22 protein-coding genes and 3 tRNA genes are annotated in these 19,624 nt (G+C 55.9%); 15 read left to right on the forward strand and 10 right to left on the reverse strand.

What is annotated here, in order from left to right; translation table 11 throughout:
- Nucleotides 1-95: 95 nt before the first annotated feature.
- Nucleotides 96-569: a threonine/serine exporter gene (locus ACQUTP_RS17260; RefSeq protein ID WP_032455516.1), complete on the reverse strand. Its 474-nt coding sequence runs from the start codon at nt 567-569 to the stop codon at nt 96-98.
- Nucleotides 560-1,336, reverse strand: coding sequence for a threonine/serine ThrE exporter family protein (locus ACQUTP_RS17265; RefSeq protein WP_004886474.1), 777 nt, complete (start codon nt 1,334-1,336; stop codon nt 560-562). The genes ACQUTP_RS17260 and ACQUTP_RS17265 overlap by 10 nt, the downstream gene beginning before the upstream one ends.
- 280 nt (nt 1,337-1,616) lie before the next feature.
- Between ACQUTP_RS17265 and pobA the strand changes: the two genes are divergently transcribed.
- The 4 genes from pobA to bglJ all read left to right on the forward strand — a co-directional run bounded on the left by pobA (nt 1,617) and on the right by bglJ (nt 5,321).
- Entirely contained in the window at nt 1,617-2,801 is a 1,185-nt protein-coding gene (gene pobA / locus ACQUTP_RS17270) for a 4-hydroxybenzoate 3-monooxygenase (RefSeq protein ID WP_285755767.1), read from the forward strand.
- 16 nt (nt 2,802-2,817) lie between these two features.
- Nucleotides 2,818-3,699, forward strand: coding sequence for a helix-turn-helix domain-containing protein (locus tag ACQUTP_RS17275; protein WP_023319686.1), 882 nt, complete (start codon nt 2,818-2,820; stop codon nt 3,697-3,699).
- A gap of 264 nt (nt 3,700-3,963) precedes the next feature.
- On the forward strand, nt 3,964-4,686 hold the full coding sequence (locus ACQUTP_RS17280; RefSeq protein ID WP_285755766.1) for a helix-turn-helix transcriptional regulator: 723 nt from the start codon (nt 3,964-3,966) through the stop codon (nt 4,684-4,686).
- The gene (gene bglJ, locus ACQUTP_RS17285; RefSeq protein WP_285755765.1) at nt 4,647-5,321 is read left to right on the forward strand and encodes a DNA-binding transcriptional activator BglJ; all 675 of its coding nucleotides are present in this window, start codon (nt 4,647-4,649) and stop codon (nt 5,319-5,321) included. The genes ACQUTP_RS17280 and bglJ overlap by 40 nt, the downstream gene beginning before the upstream one ends.
- A 5-nt stretch (nt 5,322-5,326) precedes the next feature.
- Here bglJ and ACQUTP_RS17290 read toward each other — a convergent pair whose 3' ends face one another.
- Nucleotides 5,327-5,785 carry a YbaK/EbsC family protein gene (locus tag ACQUTP_RS17290; RefSeq protein WP_004886490.1) on the reverse strand — a complete coding sequence of 153 codons (459 nt, stop codon included), beginning with the start codon at nt 5,783-5,785 and terminating at the stop codon, nt 5,327-5,329.
- Nucleotides 5,786-6,118: 333 nt separating this feature from the next.
- Here ACQUTP_RS17290 and ACQUTP_RS17295 point away from each other — a divergent pair, with 333 nt between their 5' ends.
- Nucleotides 6,119-7,462, forward strand: coding sequence for a PTS cellobiose transporter subunit IIC (locus ACQUTP_RS17295; RefSeq protein WP_002887650.1), 1,344 nt, complete (start codon nt 6,119-6,121; stop codon nt 7,460-7,462).
- A 50-nt stretch (nt 7,463-7,512) separates the two neighbouring features.
- Here ACQUTP_RS17295 and fhuF read toward each other — a convergent pair whose 3' ends face one another.
- The 3 genes from fhuF to ACQUTP_RS17310 all read right to left on the reverse strand — a co-directional run bounded on the left by fhuF (nt 7,513) and on the right by ACQUTP_RS17310 (nt 9,648).
- Nucleotides 7,513-8,301: a siderophore-iron reductase FhuF gene (gene fhuF / locus ACQUTP_RS17300; protein WP_285755764.1), complete on the reverse strand. Its 789-nt coding sequence runs from the start codon at nt 8,299-8,301 to the stop codon at nt 7,513-7,515.
- Between the two features lie 106 nt (nt 8,302-8,407).
- Entirely contained in the window at nt 8,408-9,454 is a 1,047-nt protein-coding gene (locus tag ACQUTP_RS17305; protein ID WP_004886496.1) for a GGDEF domain-containing protein, read from the reverse strand.
- A 23-nt stretch (nt 9,455-9,477) separates the two neighbouring features.
- Nucleotides 9,478-9,648, reverse strand: coding sequence for a hypothetical protein (locus tag ACQUTP_RS17310; protein ID WP_072096669.1), 171 nt, complete (start codon nt 9,646-9,648; stop codon nt 9,478-9,480).
- 70 nt (nt 9,649-9,718) lie between these two features.
- On the opposite strand from ACQUTP_RS17310, the gene ACQUTP_RS17315 reads away from it, so the two are divergent.
- Nucleotides 9,719-9,958 (forward strand): DUF1435 domain-containing protein, encoded by a 240-nt coding sequence (locus tag ACQUTP_RS17315; protein ID WP_025999141.1) that lies wholly within the window; start codon nt 9,719-9,721, stop codon nt 9,956-9,958.
- A gap of 21 nt (nt 9,959-9,979) precedes the next feature.
- Here the strand turns inward: ACQUTP_RS17315 and ACQUTP_RS17320 are convergent.
- The 4 genes from ACQUTP_RS17320 to rsmC all read right to left on the reverse strand — a co-directional run bounded on the left by ACQUTP_RS17320 (nt 9,980) and on the right by rsmC (nt 11,498).
- A tRNA-Leu gene (locus ACQUTP_RS17320) sits at nt 9,980-10,066 on the reverse strand.
- Nucleotides 10,067-10,096: 30 nt separating this feature from the next.
- Nucleotides 10,097-10,183 (reverse strand) — tRNA-Leu (locus tag ACQUTP_RS17325).
- A gap of 28 nt (nt 10,184-10,211) precedes the next feature.
- Nucleotides 10,212-10,298 (reverse strand) — tRNA-Leu (locus ACQUTP_RS17330).
- 171 nt (nt 10,299-10,469) lie between these two features.
- On the reverse strand, nt 10,470-11,498 hold the full coding sequence (gene rsmC, locus ACQUTP_RS17335) for a 16S rRNA (guanine(1207)-N(2))-methyltransferase RsmC (protein ID WP_065878081.1): 1,029 nt from the start codon (nt 11,496-11,498) through the stop codon (nt 10,470-10,472).
- A 102-nt stretch (nt 11,499-11,600) separates the two neighbouring features.
- Here rsmC and ACQUTP_RS17340 point away from each other — a divergent pair, with 102 nt between their 5' ends.
- The 9 genes from ACQUTP_RS17340 to ACQUTP_RS17380 all read left to right on the forward strand — a co-directional run bounded on the left by ACQUTP_RS17340 (nt 11,601) and on the right by ACQUTP_RS17380 (nt 19,357).
- The gene (locus tag ACQUTP_RS17340) at nt 11,601-12,014 is read left to right on the forward strand and encodes a DNA polymerase III subunit psi (protein ID WP_004886506.1); all 414 of its coding nucleotides are present in this window, start codon (nt 11,601-11,603) and stop codon (nt 12,012-12,014) included.
- Nucleotides 11,983-12,429, forward strand: coding sequence for a ribosomal protein S18-alanine N-acetyltransferase (gene rimI, locus ACQUTP_RS17345; protein WP_004886508.1), 447 nt, complete (start codon nt 11,983-11,985; stop codon nt 12,427-12,429). The genes ACQUTP_RS17340 and rimI overlap by 32 nt, the downstream gene beginning before the upstream one ends.
- 14 nt (nt 12,430-12,443) lie before the next feature.
- Nucleotides 12,444-13,121 carry a pyrimidine 5'-nucleotidase gene (gene yjjG / locus ACQUTP_RS17350; protein ID WP_004886511.1) on the forward strand — a complete coding sequence of 226 codons (678 nt, stop codon included), beginning with the start codon at nt 12,444-12,446 and terminating at the stop codon, nt 13,119-13,121.
- Between the two features lie 90 nt (nt 13,122-13,211).
- The gene (prfC, locus tag ACQUTP_RS17355; RefSeq protein ID WP_004886513.1) at nt 13,212-14,801 is read left to right on the forward strand and encodes a peptide chain release factor 3; all 1,590 of its coding nucleotides are present in this window, start codon (nt 13,212-13,214) and stop codon (nt 14,799-14,801) included.
- 219 nt (nt 14,802-15,020) lie between these two features.
- On the forward strand, nt 15,021-15,641 hold the full coding sequence (gene osmY / locus ACQUTP_RS17360) for a molecular chaperone OsmY (RefSeq protein WP_032426007.1): 621 nt from the start codon (nt 15,021-15,023) through the stop codon (nt 15,639-15,641).
- A gap of 129 nt (nt 15,642-15,770) precedes the next feature.
- Nucleotides 15,771-15,932: a DUF1328 domain-containing protein gene (locus tag ACQUTP_RS17365; RefSeq protein ID WP_002887716.1), complete on the forward strand. Its 162-nt coding sequence runs from the start codon at nt 15,771-15,773 to the stop codon at nt 15,930-15,932.
- 153 nt (nt 15,933-16,085) lie between these two features.
- Complete coding sequence (locus tag ACQUTP_RS17370) at nt 16,086-17,159, forward strand: patatin-like phospholipase family protein (protein WP_004886521.1); 1,074 nt, start codon at nt 16,086-16,088, stop codon at nt 17,157-17,159.
- Nucleotides 17,156-17,950, forward strand: coding sequence for a metal-dependent hydrolase (locus ACQUTP_RS17375; protein WP_017901233.1), 795 nt, complete (start codon nt 17,156-17,158; stop codon nt 17,948-17,950). Before ACQUTP_RS17370 ends, ACQUTP_RS17375 begins: the two co-directional genes overlap by 4 nt.
- A 129-nt stretch (nt 17,951-18,079) precedes the next feature.
- On the forward strand, nt 18,080-19,357 hold the full coding sequence (locus tag ACQUTP_RS17380; protein ID WP_017901232.1) for a NupC/NupG family nucleoside CNT transporter: 1,278 nt from the start codon (nt 18,080-18,082) through the stop codon (nt 19,355-19,357).
- Nucleotides 19,358-19,624 lie beyond the last annotated feature (267 nt).

Here is a 19,624-nt window from a genome sequence, read left to right on the forward strand (position 1 = left end):
TCTCAACTCTGAACTGCAAAGAGTGGGGTGATCTGCACATAGTAGCACAGAGCCCGTCGCGGAAGGAGCGTCGCGGCTTTACCGCGACGCCGGGGTTAGACGCGAGGGCGCTTACGATACAGCCACAGACCGGGTATCGACAGGCCGATGGAGAGGGCGCCCACGATTGAAGAGGCCTTTAAAAAATTGCTCAGCAGCAAAATCATCATCTCTTCAGAATAGCCAAAATGACTGATTTTTACCGCGGAGATCATCGCAGTGTAAGCGGAAATACCGGGAAACATCGGGATCACGGCGGCAACGGTAAAAATCTTCGGATGCGCCAGATACCAGCGCGACCACTGGATACCGATGCAGCCCACCAGCAGGGCGGCGAGGAACGTGGCCCATTCAATGTTAAAACCGGCGCTCATCATGACCATGCGCGAACCGTGGCCGATGGCCCCCAGCAGCGCGCACCAGCGCAGGGCGCGCCGCGGGACATTAAAGACCATCGCAAACCCGACGGCAGGGATCGCCGCCAGCAGCATGTCTTCCGCCAGCGCGAAAATAAACGAAATTATGCCCATCCCCGCAGCCCCCATACGGTCATTGCCATCACTACGCCAATGCAGGTGGCAAGGGTTAACAGGCTGGCGATCGCCCAGCGGGCGAGGCCGGTATTAATATGCCCTTTAAACATATCGGCGACGGCGTTGATCAGCGGAAAGCCCGGGACCAGCAGCAGGACGCTGGCGGCCATGGCAATGGTCGGGGTGCTGGCAAAGGTAGGGAGGCGCAGCAGCAGCCCGGAGATCGTGGTGGCCACAAAGGCGGTGATGCAGAAGTTGATCTGCGGATGCATGGAACGGTGGGTCAGCACCTGGCGAATGTACATGGCCACCGTGCTGGCGCAGAAGCTGACCAGCGCTCCATCCCAGCCGCCGTTATTCAGTTTACAGAAACAAGCGCAGGAGAGGCCCACCATGATCACCAGCAACCAGCGGGGATAGCGCAGGGGCCTAATCTGCGCGAAGCGCTTCTCGACGTCGCGATAGTCCAGCAGCTTATGCTCGGCGAGGATCACGATATGCTGCACTTCCGTCACCACATGCATATTAATGCCGCGGTCGACATTCTTACGCGTGGAGGTAAGACATTCGCCATCCTTAATGGTGGTCAGGACGATAGCGTTGGAGGAAATGGCGCTTTCGACGCTGTCCATCCCCAGCGCCAGCCCGAGACGCGTTGAAAGCTCTTCCACCAACGCGCTTTCGGCGCCGTGCTGTAACAAAAAAAGACCACACTGGATGCATAATCGTGTGATTGCCCGCTGCTGTGCCCGATCAACCTGCATATTTCCTCTGCTGTCCGCGACGCCTGGTATCTGCCGATACTTTAACCTGAAGCGCCTGGGCGGCTGAGGGGGGTGGGATCAAATAATGTGCAAAAATTTCCCGCCCGCCGGAGGGGCAGAATTTGAAGCTTCCCACACTTTTGCCAGTTTGGTGAAAAGTGCAATTTTTGTCGCCATTCATCCCTTCTTTTTCCCGTCTGACTTATCAAAAATGCAGGAAAGCACTTTTATTAAACAAAAAATATACAAATAATTAACCCTGCAAAAGTGAGACAATCCTATGAAAACACAGGTCGCGATTATTGGCGCTGGCCCTTCCGGACTGCTGCTGGGGCAGCTCCTGCACAACGCCGGCATCCACACGGTCATTCTTGAGCGTCAAACGCCGCAGTATGTGCTGGGGCGCATCCGCGCGGGAATTCTGGAAAGCGGTACCGTCGATCTGCTTCGCGAAGCGGGCGTGGCGCAGCGAATGGACGTCGAAGGCCTGGTGCATCATGGGGTGGAGTTTCTCTTTGACGGCCAGCGGGTGCCCGTCTCACTGAGCGAGCTGACCGACGGCAAGAGCGTGATGGTTTACGGCCAGACTGAAGTGACCCGCGATCTGATGGCTGCCCGGGCCGACAGCGACGCGCCGATCGTGTACGGCGTGAGCGAAGTGACTATCCATGACGCGAAAAGCGACCGGCCGACGATCACCTATCTTAGCGAAGGAGAATTCTGTCGCCTGGAGTGTGACTTTATCGCCGGTTGCGACGGGTTCCATGGCGTGTCGCGGCAAAGTATTCCCGCTGACATCCTCAAGACTTACGAGAGCGTCTGGCCGTTCGGCTGGTTAGGCCTGCTGGCGGATACGCCGCCGGTCAATCCGGAGCTGATCTATGCGCATCATCAGCGGGGATTCGTTTTATGTAGTCAGCGCTCACTTACTCGCAGCCGCTACTATCTGCAGGTTCCGCTGAGCGATAAAGTGGAAGACTGGTCGGACGAACGCTTCTGGCAGGAGTTGAAATGCCGATTGCCGGCGGATCTGTCATCAAAGTTAGTGACTGGTCACTCACTTGAGAAAAGCATCGCTCCCTTGCGCAGCTTCGTCGTAGAGCCGATGCAATATGGGCGATTGTTTCTGGTGGGGGATGCCGCGCATATCGTACCGCCGACCGGCGCTAAAGGGTTGAACCTGGCGGCATCGGACGTGAACTATCTGTGGCGGATCCTTCGCGAATACTACCATCATGGCCGGAGCGATCTGCTCGCGACCTATTCGCGACTGGCGCTGGATCGGGTCTGGAAAGGGGAACGCTTTAGCTGGTTCATGACCCGCCTGCTGCACGATTTCCCGCAGCAGAACGAATTCGACGCCAAAATGCAGGCGGCCGATCGCCGCTACTATCTGGGCTCGCGCGCCGGGCTGACCACCATCGCGGAAAACTACGTGGGCCTGCCCATGGAGCGCGTCGTCTGACTGAACAGGAGTAACTATGTCGCCCGTCCAAACTGTTCCGGTATTTAAGCTCTATGGCGAGGAGCGCGGCTGGCCGACGCCGGACCTGCTGCACTGCGAATCGATTTTGCAGCGCAGCAGCCTGTATCAGTGGCATATTCGCGTCCACCAGCACGCCGAAATGGTCCAGCTCCTCTATCTGCACAAAGGTCGGGCGGAGATCGAAATTGAAGGCACCACCGCGGTGATGACGGAATCCTGCATCCAGGTGGTGCCCGCCCTCTGCATTCATGGCTTTCATTTTTCACCCGGGACGCACGGATTTGTGCTCTCCCTGGCGCTGCCGCTGCTGAGCCGCTTTGAAAATCAGTTCGGCCGGCCGCTGGATGTGCTTAGCGTAGCGCAGTGTCTGCCGGTGGGGCGTTCCCGGGGGCGTATGCATACGCTGTTTTCAGCGCTTCGCGAGGAGTACAGTGCCGATCATGACGCACGGGAAATGATGCTTTATTCGCTGCTGGGGACGCTGCTGGTCTGGCTGAACCGGCAGTGCCGCCCCGCACCGCCCGCGGAAGACAAAGCGGAGCGAAAGCGCAGTATGATGCGTCATTTTTCCCGGCTTATTGAGAGCCACTACCGGCAGCATCTCCCGCTGGCGGAGTATGCGAAGTTGATTGGGCTGTCGGTCACGCATTTAAACTATTTATGTCGCGAGTTCTATGGCTGTAGCGCTCTCGGGGTACTGCATCAGCGACTGATGCTTGAGGCGCGGCGTAACCTGCAGTACACTCGCATGACGGTAACGCAACTCTCTGATTATTTGGGTTTTAGCGACGCCGCCTATTTTTCTCGCTTTTTCCGCCGCTACAGTGGCATGTCGCCTAAAGCATTTAGAGAAGCAATTAAAGAGAATGCTTCATAATTTTCAAGCCTGAAATTATTTTTGCTAAATAATAGTTTTATCTTTTCTAATTTATTAGCGCAGAGGCGTCTGTGCTAATATTCATCGCAAGTATACACAGGAATAATATTTACACGGTATGACCACGGTTCGGTCATTCAGTATATCGTGTACGCGGGCCATGAATATGTTTTTAATATTCATCCAGTAAATGGTATGGCGATCGAGTCACTCGCCGAACGTTTACGGGCAAGCGAAGGAACTTCGACAGGAAGCGGAGGTGTTATGTTACCAGGACAAGGTAAGTTTGGCGTCGTTATTAGTAAAATCCCCGTCATGCAGTCAGGGTTAAAGGTGATCTTCAATGAGAACCTCCCGGATTACGAACTCAGTTTTTGTCGCTCTCATGATGAGCTCACCCTTTTACAACTGCGGCGGGCGGTGCTGGTCGTTGCGGATATCTCCGGCGAGATTGCGCAACCCCGGGCCGTCTGCGAGCGTTATTACGCCCTCATGACCCAGTATCGTGATATTCACTGGGTTTTTATGGTCAGCGACAGCCTCTATCCATTAGCCGTTGAGCTATTAATTCGTCCCGAAAGCTCGCTCATCTCCGAGAGCGAGCCGGTAAACCGGCTGATTGAGGTGATTTGTGCCGGTAGCCGTGCGGCTGAGCAGATTAGCCGTACGCTGTTTACCGGGAATGAGGACAGCGATTTCGCAAGCTACCACTCTGCGGCGATGCTGACCCTATCAGAGCGAAAAGTTCTGCGCCTTCTGGCGAAGGGATGGGGAATTAACCAGATCGCCGCGCTGTTGAAAAAGAGCAATAAGACGATCAGCGCGCAGAAAAATAGCGCAATGCGTCGTTTATCGCTACGCAGCAACGCTGAAATGTATGCCTGGATCAACAGCGCGCAGGGAATGCAAGAGCTGAATATCAATTCAGCTTACGGGGAGCAAATGGAATGGAAAAAAATAGCACCACCCGTCATGTCGCCATCGTAGAAAAATGTGTGATGACGGAAATGGCCTGGCGCTATATCTTTAGCCGTGAAGATAACAGCCAATACCGCATTCATTTTTTTAACAATATCAATTTGCTCAGGGCGGTGGAAGCGTCGTTCCCATGGTCAGCAATGATCTTTTCACTTTCAGGGAGTCGTTCGTCCAGAGCCGAGAGCCTGCTTTTTCTTCACGAGATGGCGAGGATCCGACCGGAAGTCCAAACGATTATTCTGGCTAATAATGAAAGCGAAATGCGCCTGATCGGCCATTTAATGCCGTCCTGCCTGCACGGTATATTAAATAAATCTGCGCCGCGACGCGGGTTGCAGGAGCATTTATTACAGCTGCTGGATAATCATTCCCTCGCCGGCAAAGAGCATTTTTGCGGCAGAGAGGCATGCAACGATCCGCTAAGTCCGACGGAGCACGCTATTCTTCGGTATATGTCGTGGGGATATTCGCTTTCGGAAATTGCGGTGCAGCTGAACCGGAACATTAAAACCATCCGCGCGCATAAGTTCAACGCCATGACCAAGCTCGGGGTTCGCTCTGACATTGGTTTATTAAACGCGGCGGATATCTTGCTGCATTTACCGATAAACGGCCCGACCAGCGCCGTTAAACAGGTGGCATAACGCGGCTATATGCATACGTCTACCCATGTTGCGTCGGTGAGCTGCGCCATTCGTTCTGGTTCGATGCGAACGGCGCTGTGAATAGCCCCCGCTGCGGGTAGTACCTCCTGATAGTGCCTGAGCGAGACGTCACAGAAGACGTCCAGCGGATTTTCCAGACCAAACGGGCACACGCCGCCGACCGGATGGCCGGTCCAGGTCACCACCTCATCGCTGCTCAACATACGCGCTTTTGCGCCAAAGGTTTCTTTCAGCTTTTTATTATCCAGCCGCGCATCGCCCCTGGCGACGATCAGTACAATTTTATCTTTGATCTTGAGCGACAGCGTTTTGGCTATTTGTCCCGGCTCAACGTTGTGCGCGGCAGCGGCGAGCGCCACGGTGGCGGTACTCTGGTTTAACTCAATAATTTCGATATCGGGGGCGTGTTCGGCAAAGAACTGCCGTACAGACTGCAGACTCATTGGATTCTCCTGATTTAAGCCTGGTTAAATCTGTCACAAGCCTGGCGGAGTGTAAATATCGGCGCGGACAATCCAGATTCTTTCTATTTTGTCGATCTCCTTCACATTCACCGTAACCGGTTACTGTAACCGGTTGCGGTTATCTGCATTGAGATGAATACTGGAACAGTCACTTCTCCTTTTATTTATAACAAAAGAGCCGTGTATGAATCGTTGTGTTATGAGCAGTATAGCCGGTCATCCACACGCGGCCTGCTGCATCAAAAAGCGGTCATCGTAACGGCAGGGTAATCGTTGTTGGGCCAGTATCAATAGCCTGTCAGGAGGGCTACTATGTCTGCTAACCATGCTGCGTTTAATTTGATATTTCGCTTTGTAGAAAATTACATAAGCCCCATAGCAGGGCGGATCTCATCGCAGCGTCACGTCATGGCTATCCGTGACGGTTTTATCTCCGCGATGCCGTTTATGATCGTCGGATCGTTTCTGCTGGTGTTTGCTTATCCTCCTTTTTCCCCGGATACCACCTGGGGTTTCGCCCGCGCCTGGCTGGATCTGGCAAAAGAGTTCGAGGGGCGCATTCTGACCCCCTTTGATATGACAATGGGGATCATGTCGATCTACATCTGCGCGGCAATCTCTTACAACCTCGGTAAGCACTACGAGAAATCCAATCAGCTCGATCCCTTTATGTGCGCGATGCTGTCGATCATGGCCTTTTTACTGATTGCCGCGCCGAAGACGAATGGCACGCTGCCGGTGGATAGCCTCGGCGGAACAGGGATCTTTACCGCCATTCTGGTGGCGATCTACTGTGTGGAGATGATGCGTTTTCTCAAGGCACATAACATCGGTATCCGTCTACCGGATCAGGTCCCTCCGATGATCAAAAATTCCTTTGATCTGTTGATCCCGGTGCTGGTGGTTGTGCTGACGCTCTATCCGCTGAGCCTGTTTATTCAACACCATTTTGACATGCTGATCCCGCAGGCCATTATGGCGATTTTCAAACCGCTGGTTTCGGCGGCCGATTCCCTGCCGGCGATCCTGCTGGCGGTCCTCATCGGCCACCTGCTGTGGTTTGCCGGGATCCACGGTGCGGCGATCGTTTCCGGGATGCTGCAGATGTTCTGGCTGACCAACCTCGGTATGAACCAGCAGGCGCTGGCCCAGGGCGCACCTCTGCCGCATATCTTTATGGAGGCGTTCTGGACCTTCTTTATCGTGGTCGGAGGTTCTGGTGCCACCATGGGGCTGGTGTTCTGCTATCTGCGCAGTCGTTCAGCGCATTTGCGCTCCATTGGTCGTTTGAGCGTGGTGCCAAGCCTGTTTAACATTAACGAGCCGGTCATCTTTGGGACGCCTATTGTCATGAATCCGGTGTTCTTTATTCCGTTCCTGCTGGCGCCGATGGTGAATGCGGTGCTGGCCTGGGCGGCAATGAAGCTGGATCTGATCGGCCGCGTCATCTCCGTGGTGCCGTGGACGGCGCCGGCGCCGATTGGCGGTGCCTGGGCGCTGGGCTGGGATTTCCGGGCGGCAATTCTGGTCATCGTTCTGGCCTGCGTGTCGGCGATTATCTACTTCCCGTTCTTTAAGGTGTATGAGAAACAGCTGCTTGCTCAGGAAGCGGAAGAGGCCGAACGGGCGGAACAGGAGAGTCAGCAGACCGCATAAATAGTGACCGGGCGGCCACAGGCTGCCCGTAGCTTATTGGGAACAGGGCGTTATTTTAACGTGCAGTCGCCGCACTGTTGGACGTCCGGCAGGCGATAGCGCTGACAGCAGGTGCGTCGGACTAACTGCCCTTCACGCAGCACGACCGTTCGCCATAGTGGGTTATCCTGACCATCGGCGAGTTGTTTTTCAAAGAAACAGTGCTGGCGCAGGGCGGCAAGCTGCTCATCCCCCAGCAGCGCGCGCATTTCCCCAAGATACCAGTTAATCAGATAGCCTGTATTGCTCCAGATAAGCTTGCCATTGATTTCGCCCGTCGCTTCCAGCGCCTCAATAACCGGCTGCAGGGTGCGCATCACCAGGGCATCCATCCGCGACAGCGGTGACAGTCTCTCGATGCCGGCATCACTATGGACATCAATCCAGAAACAGGCCGCCCGCCCGCTTTCGTGAAATTCGACGTGGAAATGTTCCGGCGCCAGGCTTAGACCCTGTGGTTCATTGAGCAACGCCAGCATCAGCGGCGGCACCAGCAGACCGATATACCATTGCGCCCAGAGCGAGAGCAGAGGTTTCTGTTCCCGTGTCAGCGTTGGCTGATGACGATAGATATGATCGGAATAAGTGGCCAACAGGGAGCGTAAGGCGGTGGGTTGCGACCACTCGGCGAGCGTCAACGCGTGACCGGGAGCGGATTCATCCAGGCGCAGGAAATCGAGCAGATGGGGGCGCAGGGTGGCGATTTTTTCCCGAATACTCTCCGCCAGGGCGCGCTCAGCCGTCGGCAAAGGGGCCCGCCAGATAAGTTCATCGCTGAGAGGAAGGGAACGCCAGGCCATTCGATTTCCAGATACAAATCTAAATGATAATGATTCCTGATATTAGTTGTTTGCAGGCGGCATGGCAAGAATTTTGTCGGCGCCACGATGCCGCAGCGCGCGCGGGTTAACTGGCCAAAATAATGTTGCGGCCTTTATTTTTAGCTTCATAGAGTGCGCCATCGGCTCGCGCCAGCGCTTGCTCAATATTGTCATCAATGAGCGGCGTCAGACCAATACTGATGGTCACGTTGGTGGCGACGCTCTCATTAAACATATGCGGGATTTTCAGGTCATAGACCCGCTGTCGAATTCGTTCGGCAGCCTGCCAGGCCGTTTCTTCGCTGCTATTGGTCAGCAGCACCATAAACTCCTCTCCACCAAAGCGGGCGACAATATCGCGCGAGCGTACGGCGTTACGAATGGCAGCAGAGACGCGAATGAGCGCCTGATCGCCCATCATATGACCGTAGTGATCGTTATAGGCTTTGAAATGATCGATATCGAGGAGCAGCACGAAGTGGTTATCGCCGTCCAGCGCCAGCAGGGTATCGAGGCGATTCTGCAGTCCGCGGCGATTATACAAACCGGTCAGGGGATCCAGCATACTGAGATCGTTGAGGGTGTTGCGTTCCTGCATCAGTTTATCCATTAATCCTTGTGTAAAGGCATCGCTGCGCTTCTGGATAATATTTTGCAGGGTAATACCGGCAATAGGCAGCATAAAACAGTAAGTCATGCGCAACCATTGTTCTCCCTCCGCCATTATCAGGCAGGCAAGGAAAGTCGGTAAAGAGTGGAGGGTAAAGGCAGTGATATTATTGGAAAAAGCGATGGTGCCGATAAACAGAATGCTTAATAGGGCGATCACCAGATAGTTAAAATGCGGCGGTGTCAATAGCATCGCCTTTGTCACTACGTGCCATGCCCATAGCATGCCAAATAACAACGAGATAGCGGAAATATTTATTTTCGATTGCGGCCATTTCCAGTGCCAGAGTAGCAGCAACCCGCTGCAGGCCACGATCAGGGCGCAGGGCAGCGTGAAACGAACTACCGTAAATAGGGGGGTGACCAGCGACAGAGAGGAAGAAATGAAATTAAGCAGTAAAAAAAGCCGTAAGGAATATTGATATTTTTGTGCGTAGTGTGCTCGCCAGGTTTGTGCAGTCATATCGGAAGAATCATTATTAGTCGTTAAATTTCAAAATGATGAAAGCCAAAAATGAAGAGTCTGATAACAATGTGCAAAAAAAGGTTATTTGCAAAATAAGAAAAATATTTAATATATATCGATAATCCGCTTAATTTATCACCTTCATGAATGTATGTCATTACCGCGAACGTAAAGAATAAGGCGCAGAGCACTTAGCAAATGACAAATGATAAAAATTATCATATGGTATTGGTTATCATTATCGTTGTGAGAGGTATAACCATGCTGCAGCGAGCATTAGGAAGCGGTTGGGCAGTCGTCGTTCCCGGCGCGCTGATTGTCGCTCTCGGGTATGCCGGGGTGTCGGCTGACGTATGGCGGACGCTGGTCGCCGTGGGCATGCTGATGTCCGCGGTGATGATATGGCATCGTCAACTGCGCCATTTTATCCTGCTGCCATCGTGCGTTGCATTGATTGGTGGGATAATGCTGATGATGGTGGATATCAAACTGAGAGGATAACGCCGGGAGAGGGAAGAATATTGGTGCGAGGGGGGGGACTTGAACCCCCACGTCCGTAAGGACACTAACACCTGAAGCTAGCGCGTCTACCAATTCCGCCACCTTCGCACAGTATTCTTTCTTTGGATATTGCCTCGTTGGTGCGAGGGGGGGGACTTGAACCCCCACGTCCGTAAGGACACTAACACCTGAAGCTAGCGCGTCTACCAATTCCGCCACCTTCGCCCAGTGCGAGCAATATCTTCGTGGATTATGGTGCGAGGGGGGGGACTTGAACCCCCACGTCCGTAAGGACACTAACACCTGAAGCTAGCGCGTCTACCAATTCCGCCACCTTCGCATACCATCGACACTATGAAAGTATCGTTACCACGGAGGCGCATTCTAGTGGTTTTCGGCGACACGTCAATAGTTAATTATGCAGGTTGTATCGATTGCTGCAAAAATGGGCGGATTTGCCCGCGGGAAGCGCCAGCGGCACCAGGAGCGGGCCGCCGGCGTGAAAAGACGATTATTTTTTCGCCTGACGGGTCATGATGGTGCGATAGACCTTAAAACGTCCGGTCTGGGCGATCACCTCATGGAAGCCGAACGTCTCATCCAGCACCTGCGGATACGGCAGGAAGGCGTTGGCGACAATGCGCAGCTCGCCGCCGCTGTTGAGATGGCGAACCGCGCCGCGGATCAGCGCCTGGGCAGCTTCGAGGCTGGTCTGCAGGCCGTCATGGAATGGCGGGTTGGAGATGATCATGTCGAAGCGACCATTGACCTCGGAGAAGACGTTGCTGGCAAACACATCGCCAGCCAGGCCGTTGGCGGCAAGCGTCGCGCGGCTGGCTTCAACCGCCGGGGCGCTGACGTCGCACAGGGTGAGGCGCACTTTCGGCGAATGGCTGGCCAGCGCGGCGGCCAGCACACCCGCGCCGCAGCCGACGTCCAGCACTTTCCCTTTGGTATGCGGCTCGAGGGTGGAGAGCAGCAGCTGGCTGCCGACGTCCAGACCGTCGCGGCTGAAGACGCCCGGTAGGGTTTTAATCGTCAGATTATCCAGTGTGTATTCGCCCCAGAAAGCTTCGGCGTCGAAGGCGGGCTGCTTTTCCAGACGGCCATGATAGAGGCCACAGCGGCGAGCGCTATCCACTTTGTTTAATGGCGCGTATTCAGTCAGCATCTGCTCCGCGCTGCGGACGCCGCTGCGGTTTTCACCGACGACGAAAATGTCGCTTCCCACCGGCAGCAGAGAGAGCAGGTTCATCAGCTGGAACTGCGCCTCTGGTTTGTTCTTTGGCCAGTAGTAGATCAGGGTGTCGCACTCGGCGACGTCAGCCGCCTCAGCCACTAAGCTAAAACGGACGGTGTCACCCATCTGGCGGCTGAGGACCTGCCAGTGGTGGAACTGCTGGGTGTGGGCGCGGCTGGCCGCGGTATCCAGACGCGCAGGCAGGTCATCCTGCAGGTCACCGGCAAACAGAACGCGGGCGGACTCGAAATCATCACTGTGGCGCAGCAAGACTTCACTTGCCGGGGTAAAAGCGGACATGAAACACTCCTTCATTAAGACTGGCGCCGATTATAGTAGTTTGTTGGCGCAGATACGACGGATTTGCTATATTGCGCGCTTGTTTAACAGGAGTGTTTCGCTATGACATCCCGACGAGACTGGCAACTACAGCAGCTGGGCATTACCCAGTGGTCGCTGCGCCGACCGGGGGCGTTACAGGGCGAAATCGCTATCTCGCTTCCTGAACATATTCGTTTGGTGATGGTGGCGGAAACCCCGCCGTCGCTGACAGAGCCGCTGATTGGCGACGTATTGCGCGCGCTGGCCGTAACGCCAGATCAGGTCCTGCAGCTGACCCCGGAGCGGGTGGCGATGCTGCCGCAGGACAGCCGCTGTAACAGCTGGCGGTTGGGCACAGAGGCGTCGCTGCCGCTGGCGGGCGCCCAGGTGTCCACCCCCGCTTTTGATGAACTCCAGACCAGCGCGCCGGCTCGCAGGGCGCTCTGGCAACAAATCTGCGCACATGAACACGATTTCTACCCTCAGCACGGCTGATTTAACCCGAGCCTGGCAAATCGAAACCCGCGCCCACGCTTTCCCGTGGAGCGAACAGACCCTGGCCAGTAACCAGGGGGAACGCTATCGCAACTATCAGCTGTCGGTGGATGGCGAAATGGCGGCTTTCGCCATTACGCAAGTGGTGCTGGATGAGGCGACGCTGTTCAATATCGCTGTCGATCCCGCTTACCAGCGCCGTGGCCTGGGGCGAGCGCTGCTGGAACATGTCATTGATGAAGTCGAAAAGCTCGGCGTCGTCACGCTATGGCTGGAGGTGCGCGCCTCCAACGTTGCCGCCCTCGCGCTGTATGAAAGCTTAGGCTTCAATGAAGCGACGATTCGCCGCAACTACTACCCGACGGCCGACGGGCGCGAAGACGCCATTGTTATGGCTCTGCCAATCAGTATGTAAGACAAGGTGATACGATGAAATGGGACTGGATTTTCTTTGATGCCGATGAAACGCTGTTTACGTTTGATTCCTTCAGCGGCTTACAGCGGATGTTTCTCGACTACAGCGTGACCTTTACCGCCGAAGATTTTCAGGACTATCAGGCCGTGAATAAGCCGCTATGGGTGGATTACCAAAACGGCGCCATCACCTCGCTGCAGCTGCAGCACCAGCGTTTTGACAACTGGGCGCAACGTTTGAATGTGCCGCCGGGGGAGCTCAACGACGCGTTTATGAATGCGATGGCGGAAATCTGTGCGCCGCTGCCGGGTGCGGTCTCTCTGCTCAACGCGCTGCAGGGCAAGGTCAAAATGGGCATCATCACCAACGGCTTTACCTCGCTGCAGCAGACTCGTCTGGAGCGGACCGGTTTACGCGATCACTTTGATTTGCTAATTATTTCTGAAGAAGTGGGCGTCGCTAAACCGGACGCGCGCATTTTCGATTACGCGCTGGCGAAGGCGGGTAACCCACCGCGCTCGCGGGTGCTGATGGTCGGCGATACCGCCGAGTCGGATATTCGCGGCGGCGTGAACGCCGGACTGGCGACCTGCTGGCTCAATGCGCATCAGCGCGAGCTGCCGGCGGACCTCGAGCCGGACTGGACGGTGACCTCGTTAAGCGAACTGGAGCAGCTCCTGTGTAAACACTGATTGCCTCCCCCCCGTTGATGGGTAAAATAGCCGCAATTTTTCGTATTCCACATGCGTGGCCCATGGCCGCGTTTACTTAGAAGATTAATTATGACGTTGTCTCCTTATCTGCAAGAGGTGGCCAAACGCCGCACTTTTGCCATTATCTCTCACCCGGATGCCGGTAAGACCACCATCACCGAAAAGGTGCTGCTGTTCGGACAGGCGATTCAGACCGCCGGTACCGTAAAAGGCCGTGGCTCCAGCCAGCACGCGAAATCCGACTGGATGGAGATGGAAAAGCAGCGTGGTATCTCGATCACCACCTCGGTAATGCAGTTCCCGTATCATGACTGTCTGGTGAACCTGCTGGATACCCCGGGGCACGAAGACTTCTCCGAAGATACCTACCGTACCCTGACGGCGGTGGACTGCTGCCTGATGGTGATTGACGCGGCAAAAGGCGTCGAAGATCGGACCCGTAAGCTGATGGAAGTCACCCGTCTGCGCGATACGCCGATCCTCACTTTTATGAACAAACTCGACCGTGATATCCGCGATCCGATGGAGCTGCTGGATGAAGTCGAGAACGAGCTGAAAATTGGCTGCGCGCCGATTACCTGGCCTATCGGCTGCGGTAAGTTGTTCAAGGGCGTCTATCATCTCTACAAAGATGAAACCTACCTGTATCAGACCGGTAAAGGCCATACCATCCAGGAAGTGCGCATCGTGAAGGGGCTCAACAACCCGGATCTTGACGCGGCGGTGGGGGAAGATCTCGCGCAGCAGCTGCGTGACGAGCTGGAGCTGGTGCAGGGCGCGTCGAACGAGTTCGATAAAGATCTGTTCCTGGCCGGGGAAATCACCCCAGTGTTCTTCGGGACCGCATTAGGTAACTTCGGCGTTGACCATATGCTGGATGGCCTGGTGGAGTGGGCGCCGGCGCCGATGCCGCGTAACACCGACACCCGTGAAGTCAACGCCACGGAAGAGAAGTTCACTGGCTTCGTGTTTAAAATTCAGGCCAATATGGACCCGAAACACCGCGACCGCGTGGCGTTCATGCGCGTGGTGTCCGGTAAATATGAGAAAGGCATGAAGCTGCGTCAGGTGCGCATCGGTAAAGACGTGGTGATCTCCGACGCGCTGACCTTTATGGCCGGCGACCGTTCACACGTTGAAGAAGCCTATCCTGGGGATATCATCGGCCTGCATAACCACGGCACCATTCAGATTGGCGATACCTTCACCCAGGGCGAGATGATGAAGTTCACCGGTATTCCGAACTTCGCACCGGAACTGTTCCGTCGTATTCGCCTGAAGGATCCGCTGAAGCAGAAACAGCTGCTGAAAGGGCTGGTTCAGCTCTCTGAAGAGGGCGCGGTGCAGGTCTTCCGTCCGATCGCCAATAACGATCTGATCGTCGGCGCCGTGGGGGTGCTGCAGTTTGACGTCGTCGTGGCGCGCCTGAAAAGCGAATACAACGTTGAAGCGATTTACGAATCGGTCAACGTGGCCACCGCGCGCTGGGTTGAATCCACTGACGTGAAGAAATTCGAAGAGTTCAAGCGTAAAAACGAAGTTCAGCTGGCACTGGATGGCGGCGATAACCTGACCTACATCGCTCCGACGATGGTCAACCTGAACCTGACGCAGGAGCGTTATCCTGACGTGGTGTTCCGCAAAACGCGCGAGCACTAATCCCTGACGAAGCGCGGCGCAGGCCGCGCTTTTTTCTTCTTCTGCCCGCGCTTCCTTCCTTCTGGAAAGTTCTTAAAACGCCGCTAATTCGTCTGTTTTTTATCCATATCCTCCGCAACCCCTTCGCCTGTCTACTATATTTAATTCGTGTTTTTAAAAATGCTGGCGTAATTCACTGCGATAAGACGCCAGCGCTGGTGAAAAAACGAGGACATCACGATGACCAGACTAAAGAATGCCAATATGTTGCTGGCGCTCTTCTTAGGCTTAGCCGCGTTGAACGCCTCGGCAGAGACGGAAAAAACAACGGTAGACAGTGCGAAGTCAGCTGCCAGCAATGCGGGAGAGGCGGTAGACAATTCGATTAATAAAGTCGGCGATTTTATGGACGACAGCACCATTACCGCGCGGGTAAAGGCGGCGTTGATCGACCATAAGGATATTAACTCCGGCGATATTTCGGTGAAAACGGAAAACAAAGTGGTCACCCTCAGCGGCGACGTCACCAGTGCTGAACAGAAAAGTCAGGCGCTGAGCGTGGCAAAAGCGGTCGAAGGCGTCTCTCAGGTTAACGACAAACTGACGGTGCAGCACAAATCGTCGAGCGAGACGGCGACGCTGAAAGGCTATGCCGGGGATACCGCTATTACCAGCGAAGTGAAAGCCAAGCTGCTGGCGGATGACATTGTCCCTTCGCGCAATGTGAAAGTAGAAACTAACGCCGGCGACGTGCATCTGACCGGTACGGTGGCTTCCGCTGCGCAGGCTGAGCGCGCCGCAGAGATTGCGAAAGCGGTCTCCGGTGTGAAAAGCGTCCGCAACGATCTTAGCGTGAAGTAAATCGAGTTATTAACAAAAGTGTTGTCTGGCCAAGGTTGCCGAACGAATAGCAGCATCCACTGAGCGATGAGCTAGACAGAAAGGGTGCGCAAACCGCTGTTCACCGTCCATTATGGTAAGGAGAAAAGTATGTTTCGATGGGGAATTATTTTTCTGGTCATTGCATTAATTGCTGCGGCCCTGGGCTTCGGTGGTCTGGCGGGTACTGCCGCTGGCGCCGCGAAAATCGTCTTTGTCGTCGGGATTATCCTGTTCCTGGTGAGCCTGTTTACTGGACGCAGACGTCCTTAGGTGGCCCGCGATGCGGGCGATGCTGAAGCCTGAGCATTTTTACTGACACGTCGTCTTACATAAAGCCAGTCCTGCGGACTGGCTTTCGCGGTTTAAGCGGCGGGCAAATTGCGTTACCTTGTCAGGAGAAGACCAATCGAACAGGAAAGCAGGGTGGGGCAACGCATTCCCGTCACGCTGGGCAATATCGCCCCGCTGGCGGTTAAACCCTTCCGACCAGGCAAGCTGGCGCTGGTGTGTGAAGGCGGGGGACAGCGAGGGATTTTCACCGCCGGGGTTCTGGACGAATTCATGCGCGCCGGATTTAACCCCTTTGACCTGATGCTGGGGACTTCCGCGGGGGCGCAAAACCTCTCCGCCTACATGTGTAATCAGCAAGGCTATGCCCGCAAAGTCATCACCCGCTACACCACCTCACGCCAGTTTTTCGATCCGATGCGCTTTGTGCGCGGCGGCAACCTTATCGATCTCGACTGGCTGGTCGAGGCCACCTCGCAGCAGATGCCGCTGGCCATGAACTATGCTGAAACGCAGTTCGCGCAGGGAAAAGAGCTGTGGATGTGCGCCTGTCGCGGCGACGATTACTCCGCCAGCTATTTTTCACCAACGCCGCAAACCTGGCTGGATCTGATCCGCGCCTCCAGCGCCATCCCTGGATTTTATCGCAGCGGCGTATTGCTTGACGGCGTCAGCTACCTTGACGGCGGCGTCAGCGATGCGATCCCGGTTCAGGAGGCGGCCCGCCGCGGCGCTCAGACCATCGTGGTGATCCGCACCGTCCCCTCGCAGATGTTTTATACCCCGGAGTGGTTTAAGCGGATGGAGCGCTGGCTGGGGGAGAGCAGCCTGCAGCCGCTGGTCAATCTGGTGCATCACCACGAAACCACCTATCGCGCCATCCAGCAGTTCATCGAGAAACCGCCCGGTAAGCTGCGGATCTTCGAAATCTATCCCCAGCGGCCGCTGCGCAGCATGGCGCTTGGCAGCCGACTGCCGGCGCTGCTGGAGGACTACAAAACCGGACGCCAGTGCGGCCGTTATTTCCTGGCCACCGTGGGTAAACTGCTGGCTGACCGGCCGCCGCTGTTGCGCCACGCGCCGCGTGTTGCCCGGCCCTCGCCGGTGGTGGTGCCGCCGGTGCCGGTGGCCAATGAAGCGCCGCAGGCGACCATCATCGCTGCGCCGCAGGCCAATGACGCAAGCTTTAATCATGAGGATCTGGCGTGACGCACCGTTTTATCGATACCCACTGCCACTTCGATTTTCCCCCCTTCGCGGAAGATGAGGTCGCCAGCCTGGCGCGTGCGGCGCAGGCCGGCGTCGGACGAATTATCGTTCCGGCCATCTCCGCTGAGCGTTTTAGCCGCGTGCTGGCGCTGGCGGCGCAGCACGAGGCGCTGTATGCCGCGCTGGGCCTGCATCCGATTGTCATTGAGCAGCATACCGATGAGGGGCTGGCGCAACTGGAGGCGTCGCTGGCGCAGCGCCCGCCAAAACTGGTGGCGGTGGGGGAGATTGGTCTCGATCTCTATCGCGACGAGCCGCAGTTCGATCGTCAGCAGGCGCTGCTGGAAGCGCAGCTGCGTCTGGCGAAGCGTTACGATCTGCCGGTGATCCTCCACTCCCGACGCACCCACGATAAGCTGGCGATGCTGCTGAAAAAACATGCCCTGCCGCGTACTGGGGTGGTACATGGCTTCGCCGGCAGTCTGCAGCAGGCCGAGCGCTTTGTGCAGCTTGGCTATAAGATCGGCGTTGGCGGCACCATTACCTATCCCCGCGCCAGCAAAACCCGCGAGGTGATGGCGCGTCTGCCGCTTTCAGCCCTGCTGCTGGAGACCGATGCCCCGGATATGCCGCTCAATGGCTTTCAGGGACTGCCCAATCGCCCGGAGCAAGCTGCGCGGGTATTTGAGGCCCTGTGCGAACTGCGCCCTGAGCCTCCGGCAGCCATAGCCGAAGGGATAATGCGCAACACACTCGCCTTGTTTTCCTTACCCTCAGCCACTGTATGGTGATCGAATTCTCATAATTGTCCATCCATATCATTGATTTGCTTAAAATGTGTGAAGCCAGGCGGGCAGGATAGTTTCGGGCCGATATAATCACTCCGTTAGTGCTGGACTATCAAAACACAGGGAATCTGTATGCAAATCCTCATGGGACTTATCGGCATGGTGGCGCTGTTGGCCATTGCTGTGCTGCTCTCCAATAATCGAAAAGCCATTAACCTGCGTACCGTGCTCGGCGCCTGGATAATCCAGGTGGGTATCGGCGCGTTAATATTGTATGTACCGGCCGGGCGCTCGGCGCTGTTAGCGATGTCGAACGGCGTCGCCAGCGTTATTGCCTACGGCAATGAAGGGATTAGTTTCATCTTCGGCGGGCTGGTTTCCGATAAAATGTTCGAGGTATTTGGCGGCGGCGGCTTCGTCTTTGCCCTGCGCGTGCTGCCGGTGATCGTTTTCTTCTCGTCGCTGATTGCCGTGCTTTACTACCTGGGCATTATGCAGCTGGTCATTCGCATTCTCGGCGGCGCGCTGCGGGCGGTTCTGAAGACCTCGCGTACCGAGTCGCTGTCGGCCACGGCGAACATCTTCGTTGGTCAGACCGAAGCGCCGCTGGTGGTGCGTCCTTATATCGCCACCATGACCCGCTCGGAGCTGTTTGCGGTCATGTGCGGCGGCCTGGCCTCGGTGGCGGGTTCCGTGCTGGCGGGCTATGCGCAGATGGGCGTTCCGCTGGAGTACCTGATTGCCGCGTCGTTTATGGCGGCGCCGGGTGGACTGCTGTTTGCCAAAATTATCGTACCGGAAACGGAGAAACCGGACGATAACCCAGCTCATGACCGCCAGAGCGCGGATGCGGATAAACCGGCCAACGTGCTGGACGCCGCCGCCTCCGGCGCCGCGTCTGGTATGCAGCTGGCGCTCAACGTCGGCGCAATGCTGCTGGCGTTTATTGCGCTGATCGCTCTGCTGAACGGCATTCTGTCCGGCGTCGGCGGCTGGTTTAACCATCCGGAGCTGTCGCTGCAGATGATCCTCGGCTGGGTCTTCTCACCGCTGGCGTGGGTGATCGGCGTGCCGTGGCACGAAGCGACGGTAGCGGGGTCGTTTATCGGCCAGAAGCTGATCATTAACGAGTTCGTGGCCTATATGAACTTTGGCGAGTATCTGAAGGCGGACGCTGAGGTGGCGGCGGCCGGGCTGCAGGTCATTTCAGATCACACCAAAGCCATTATCTCTTTCGCGCTATGCGGATTCGCCAATCTGTCATCGATCGCCATCCTGATTGGCGGCCTCGGGGGGATGGCACCCAACCGGCGTCAGGATATCGCCCAGCTTGGGCTGCGTGCGGTGGCGGCGGGGACGCTGTCTAACCTGATGAGCGCCACCATCGCCGGGGTTTTCCTCGCCCTCTAAACCTGTTACCTGAACCAGCGGCCGTCGCGTCGCTGGTTTTATTGAGTTTGTGAAAATTCCATCATTTCTGGTTTTCAGAAAAACCATTTACATTTCAAATGATAATCATTTTATCACCGGCAGTGCGGACAAAATGTGCGCCACGTTGTCGAGTGGCACTGTCATTATGTGTTAGAATTGTCACATCCCCATTGGTTGCAGAGTTTTGATTATGCTTAAGAGGGGCGTGATGATAATTGTCGCGGTACGCACCGATGTTTCGTGATT

Source organism: Klebsiella sp. 2-CIP_Kleb. (genome assembly GCF_050378715.1).
In the GTDB taxonomy this organism is placed as follows: domain Bacteria; phylum Pseudomonadota; class Gammaproteobacteria; order Enterobacterales; family Enterobacteriaceae; genus Klebsiella; species Klebsiella quasipneumoniae.

Bases quoted from the DNA above. Each gene is read 5' to 3' on its own strand.
- ACQUTP_RS17275 (WP_023319686.1), top strand. From the start codon at position 2,818: ATGTCGCCCGTCCAAACTGTTCCGGTATTTAAGCTCTATGGCGAGGAG.
- osmY (WP_032426007.1), top strand. From the start codon at position 15,021: ATGACCAGACTAAAGAATGCCAATATGTTGCTGGCGCTCTTCTTAGGC.
- ACQUTP_RS17280 (WP_285755766.1), top strand. From the start codon at position 3,964: ATGTTACCAGGACAAGGTAAGTTTGGCGTCGTTATTAGTAAAATCCCC.
- ACQUTP_RS17340 (WP_004886506.1), top strand. From the start codon at position 11,601: ATGACATCCCGACGAGACTGGCAACTACAGCAGCTGGGCATTACCCAG.
- rimI (WP_004886508.1), top strand. From the start codon at position 11,983: ATGAACACGATTTCTACCCTCAGCACGGCTGATTTAACCCGAGCCTGG.
- yjjG (WP_004886511.1), top strand. From the start codon at position 12,444: ATGAAATGGGACTGGATTTTCTTTGATGCCGATGAAACGCTGTTTACG.
- pobA (WP_285755767.1), top strand. From the start codon at position 1,617: ATGAAAACACAGGTCGCGATTATTGGCGCTGGCCCTTCCGGACTGCTG.
- ACQUTP_RS17365 (WP_002887716.1), top strand. From the start codon at position 15,771: ATGTTTCGATGGGGAATTATTTTTCTGGTCATTGCATTAATTGCTGCG.
- ACQUTP_RS17315 (WP_025999141.1), top strand. From the start codon at position 9,719: ATGCTGCAGCGAGCATTAGGAAGCGGTTGGGCAGTCGTCGTTCCCGGC.
- ACQUTP_RS17305 (WP_004886496.1), bottom strand. From the start codon at position 9,454: ATGACTGCACAAACCTGGCGAGCACACTACGCACAAAAATATCAATAT.
- fhuF (WP_285755764.1), bottom strand. From the start codon at position 8,301: ATGGCCTGGCGTTCCCTTCCTCTCAGCGATGAACTTATCTGGCGGGCC.
- ACQUTP_RS17265 (WP_004886474.1), bottom strand. From the start codon at position 1,336: ATGCAGGTTGATCGGGCACAGCAGCGGGCAATCACACGATTATGCATC.
- ACQUTP_RS17380 (WP_017901232.1), top strand. From the start codon at position 18,080: ATGCAAATCCTCATGGGACTTATCGGCATGGTGGCGCTGTTGGCCATT.
- rsmC (WP_065878081.1), bottom strand. From the start codon at position 11,498: ATGTCCGCTTTTACCCCGGCAAGTGAAGTCTTGCTGCGCCACAGTGAT.
- ACQUTP_RS17295 (WP_002887650.1), top strand. From the start codon at position 6,119: ATGTCTGCTAACCATGCTGCGTTTAATTTGATATTTCGCTTTGTAGAA.
- prfC (WP_004886513.1), top strand. From the start codon at position 13,212: ATGACGTTGTCTCCTTATCTGCAAGAGGTGGCCAAACGCCGCACTTTT.
- ACQUTP_RS17260 (WP_032455516.1), bottom strand. From the start codon at position 569: ATGGGCATAATTTCGTTTATTTTCGCGCTGGCGGAAGACATGCTGCTG.
- bglJ (WP_285755765.1), top strand. From the start codon at position 4,647: ATGGAAAAAAATAGCACCACCCGTCATGTCGCCATCGTAGAAAAATGT.
- ACQUTP_RS17290 (WP_004886490.1), bottom strand. From the start codon at position 5,785: ATGAGTCTGCAGTCTGTACGGCAGTTCTTTGCCGAACACGCCCCCGAT.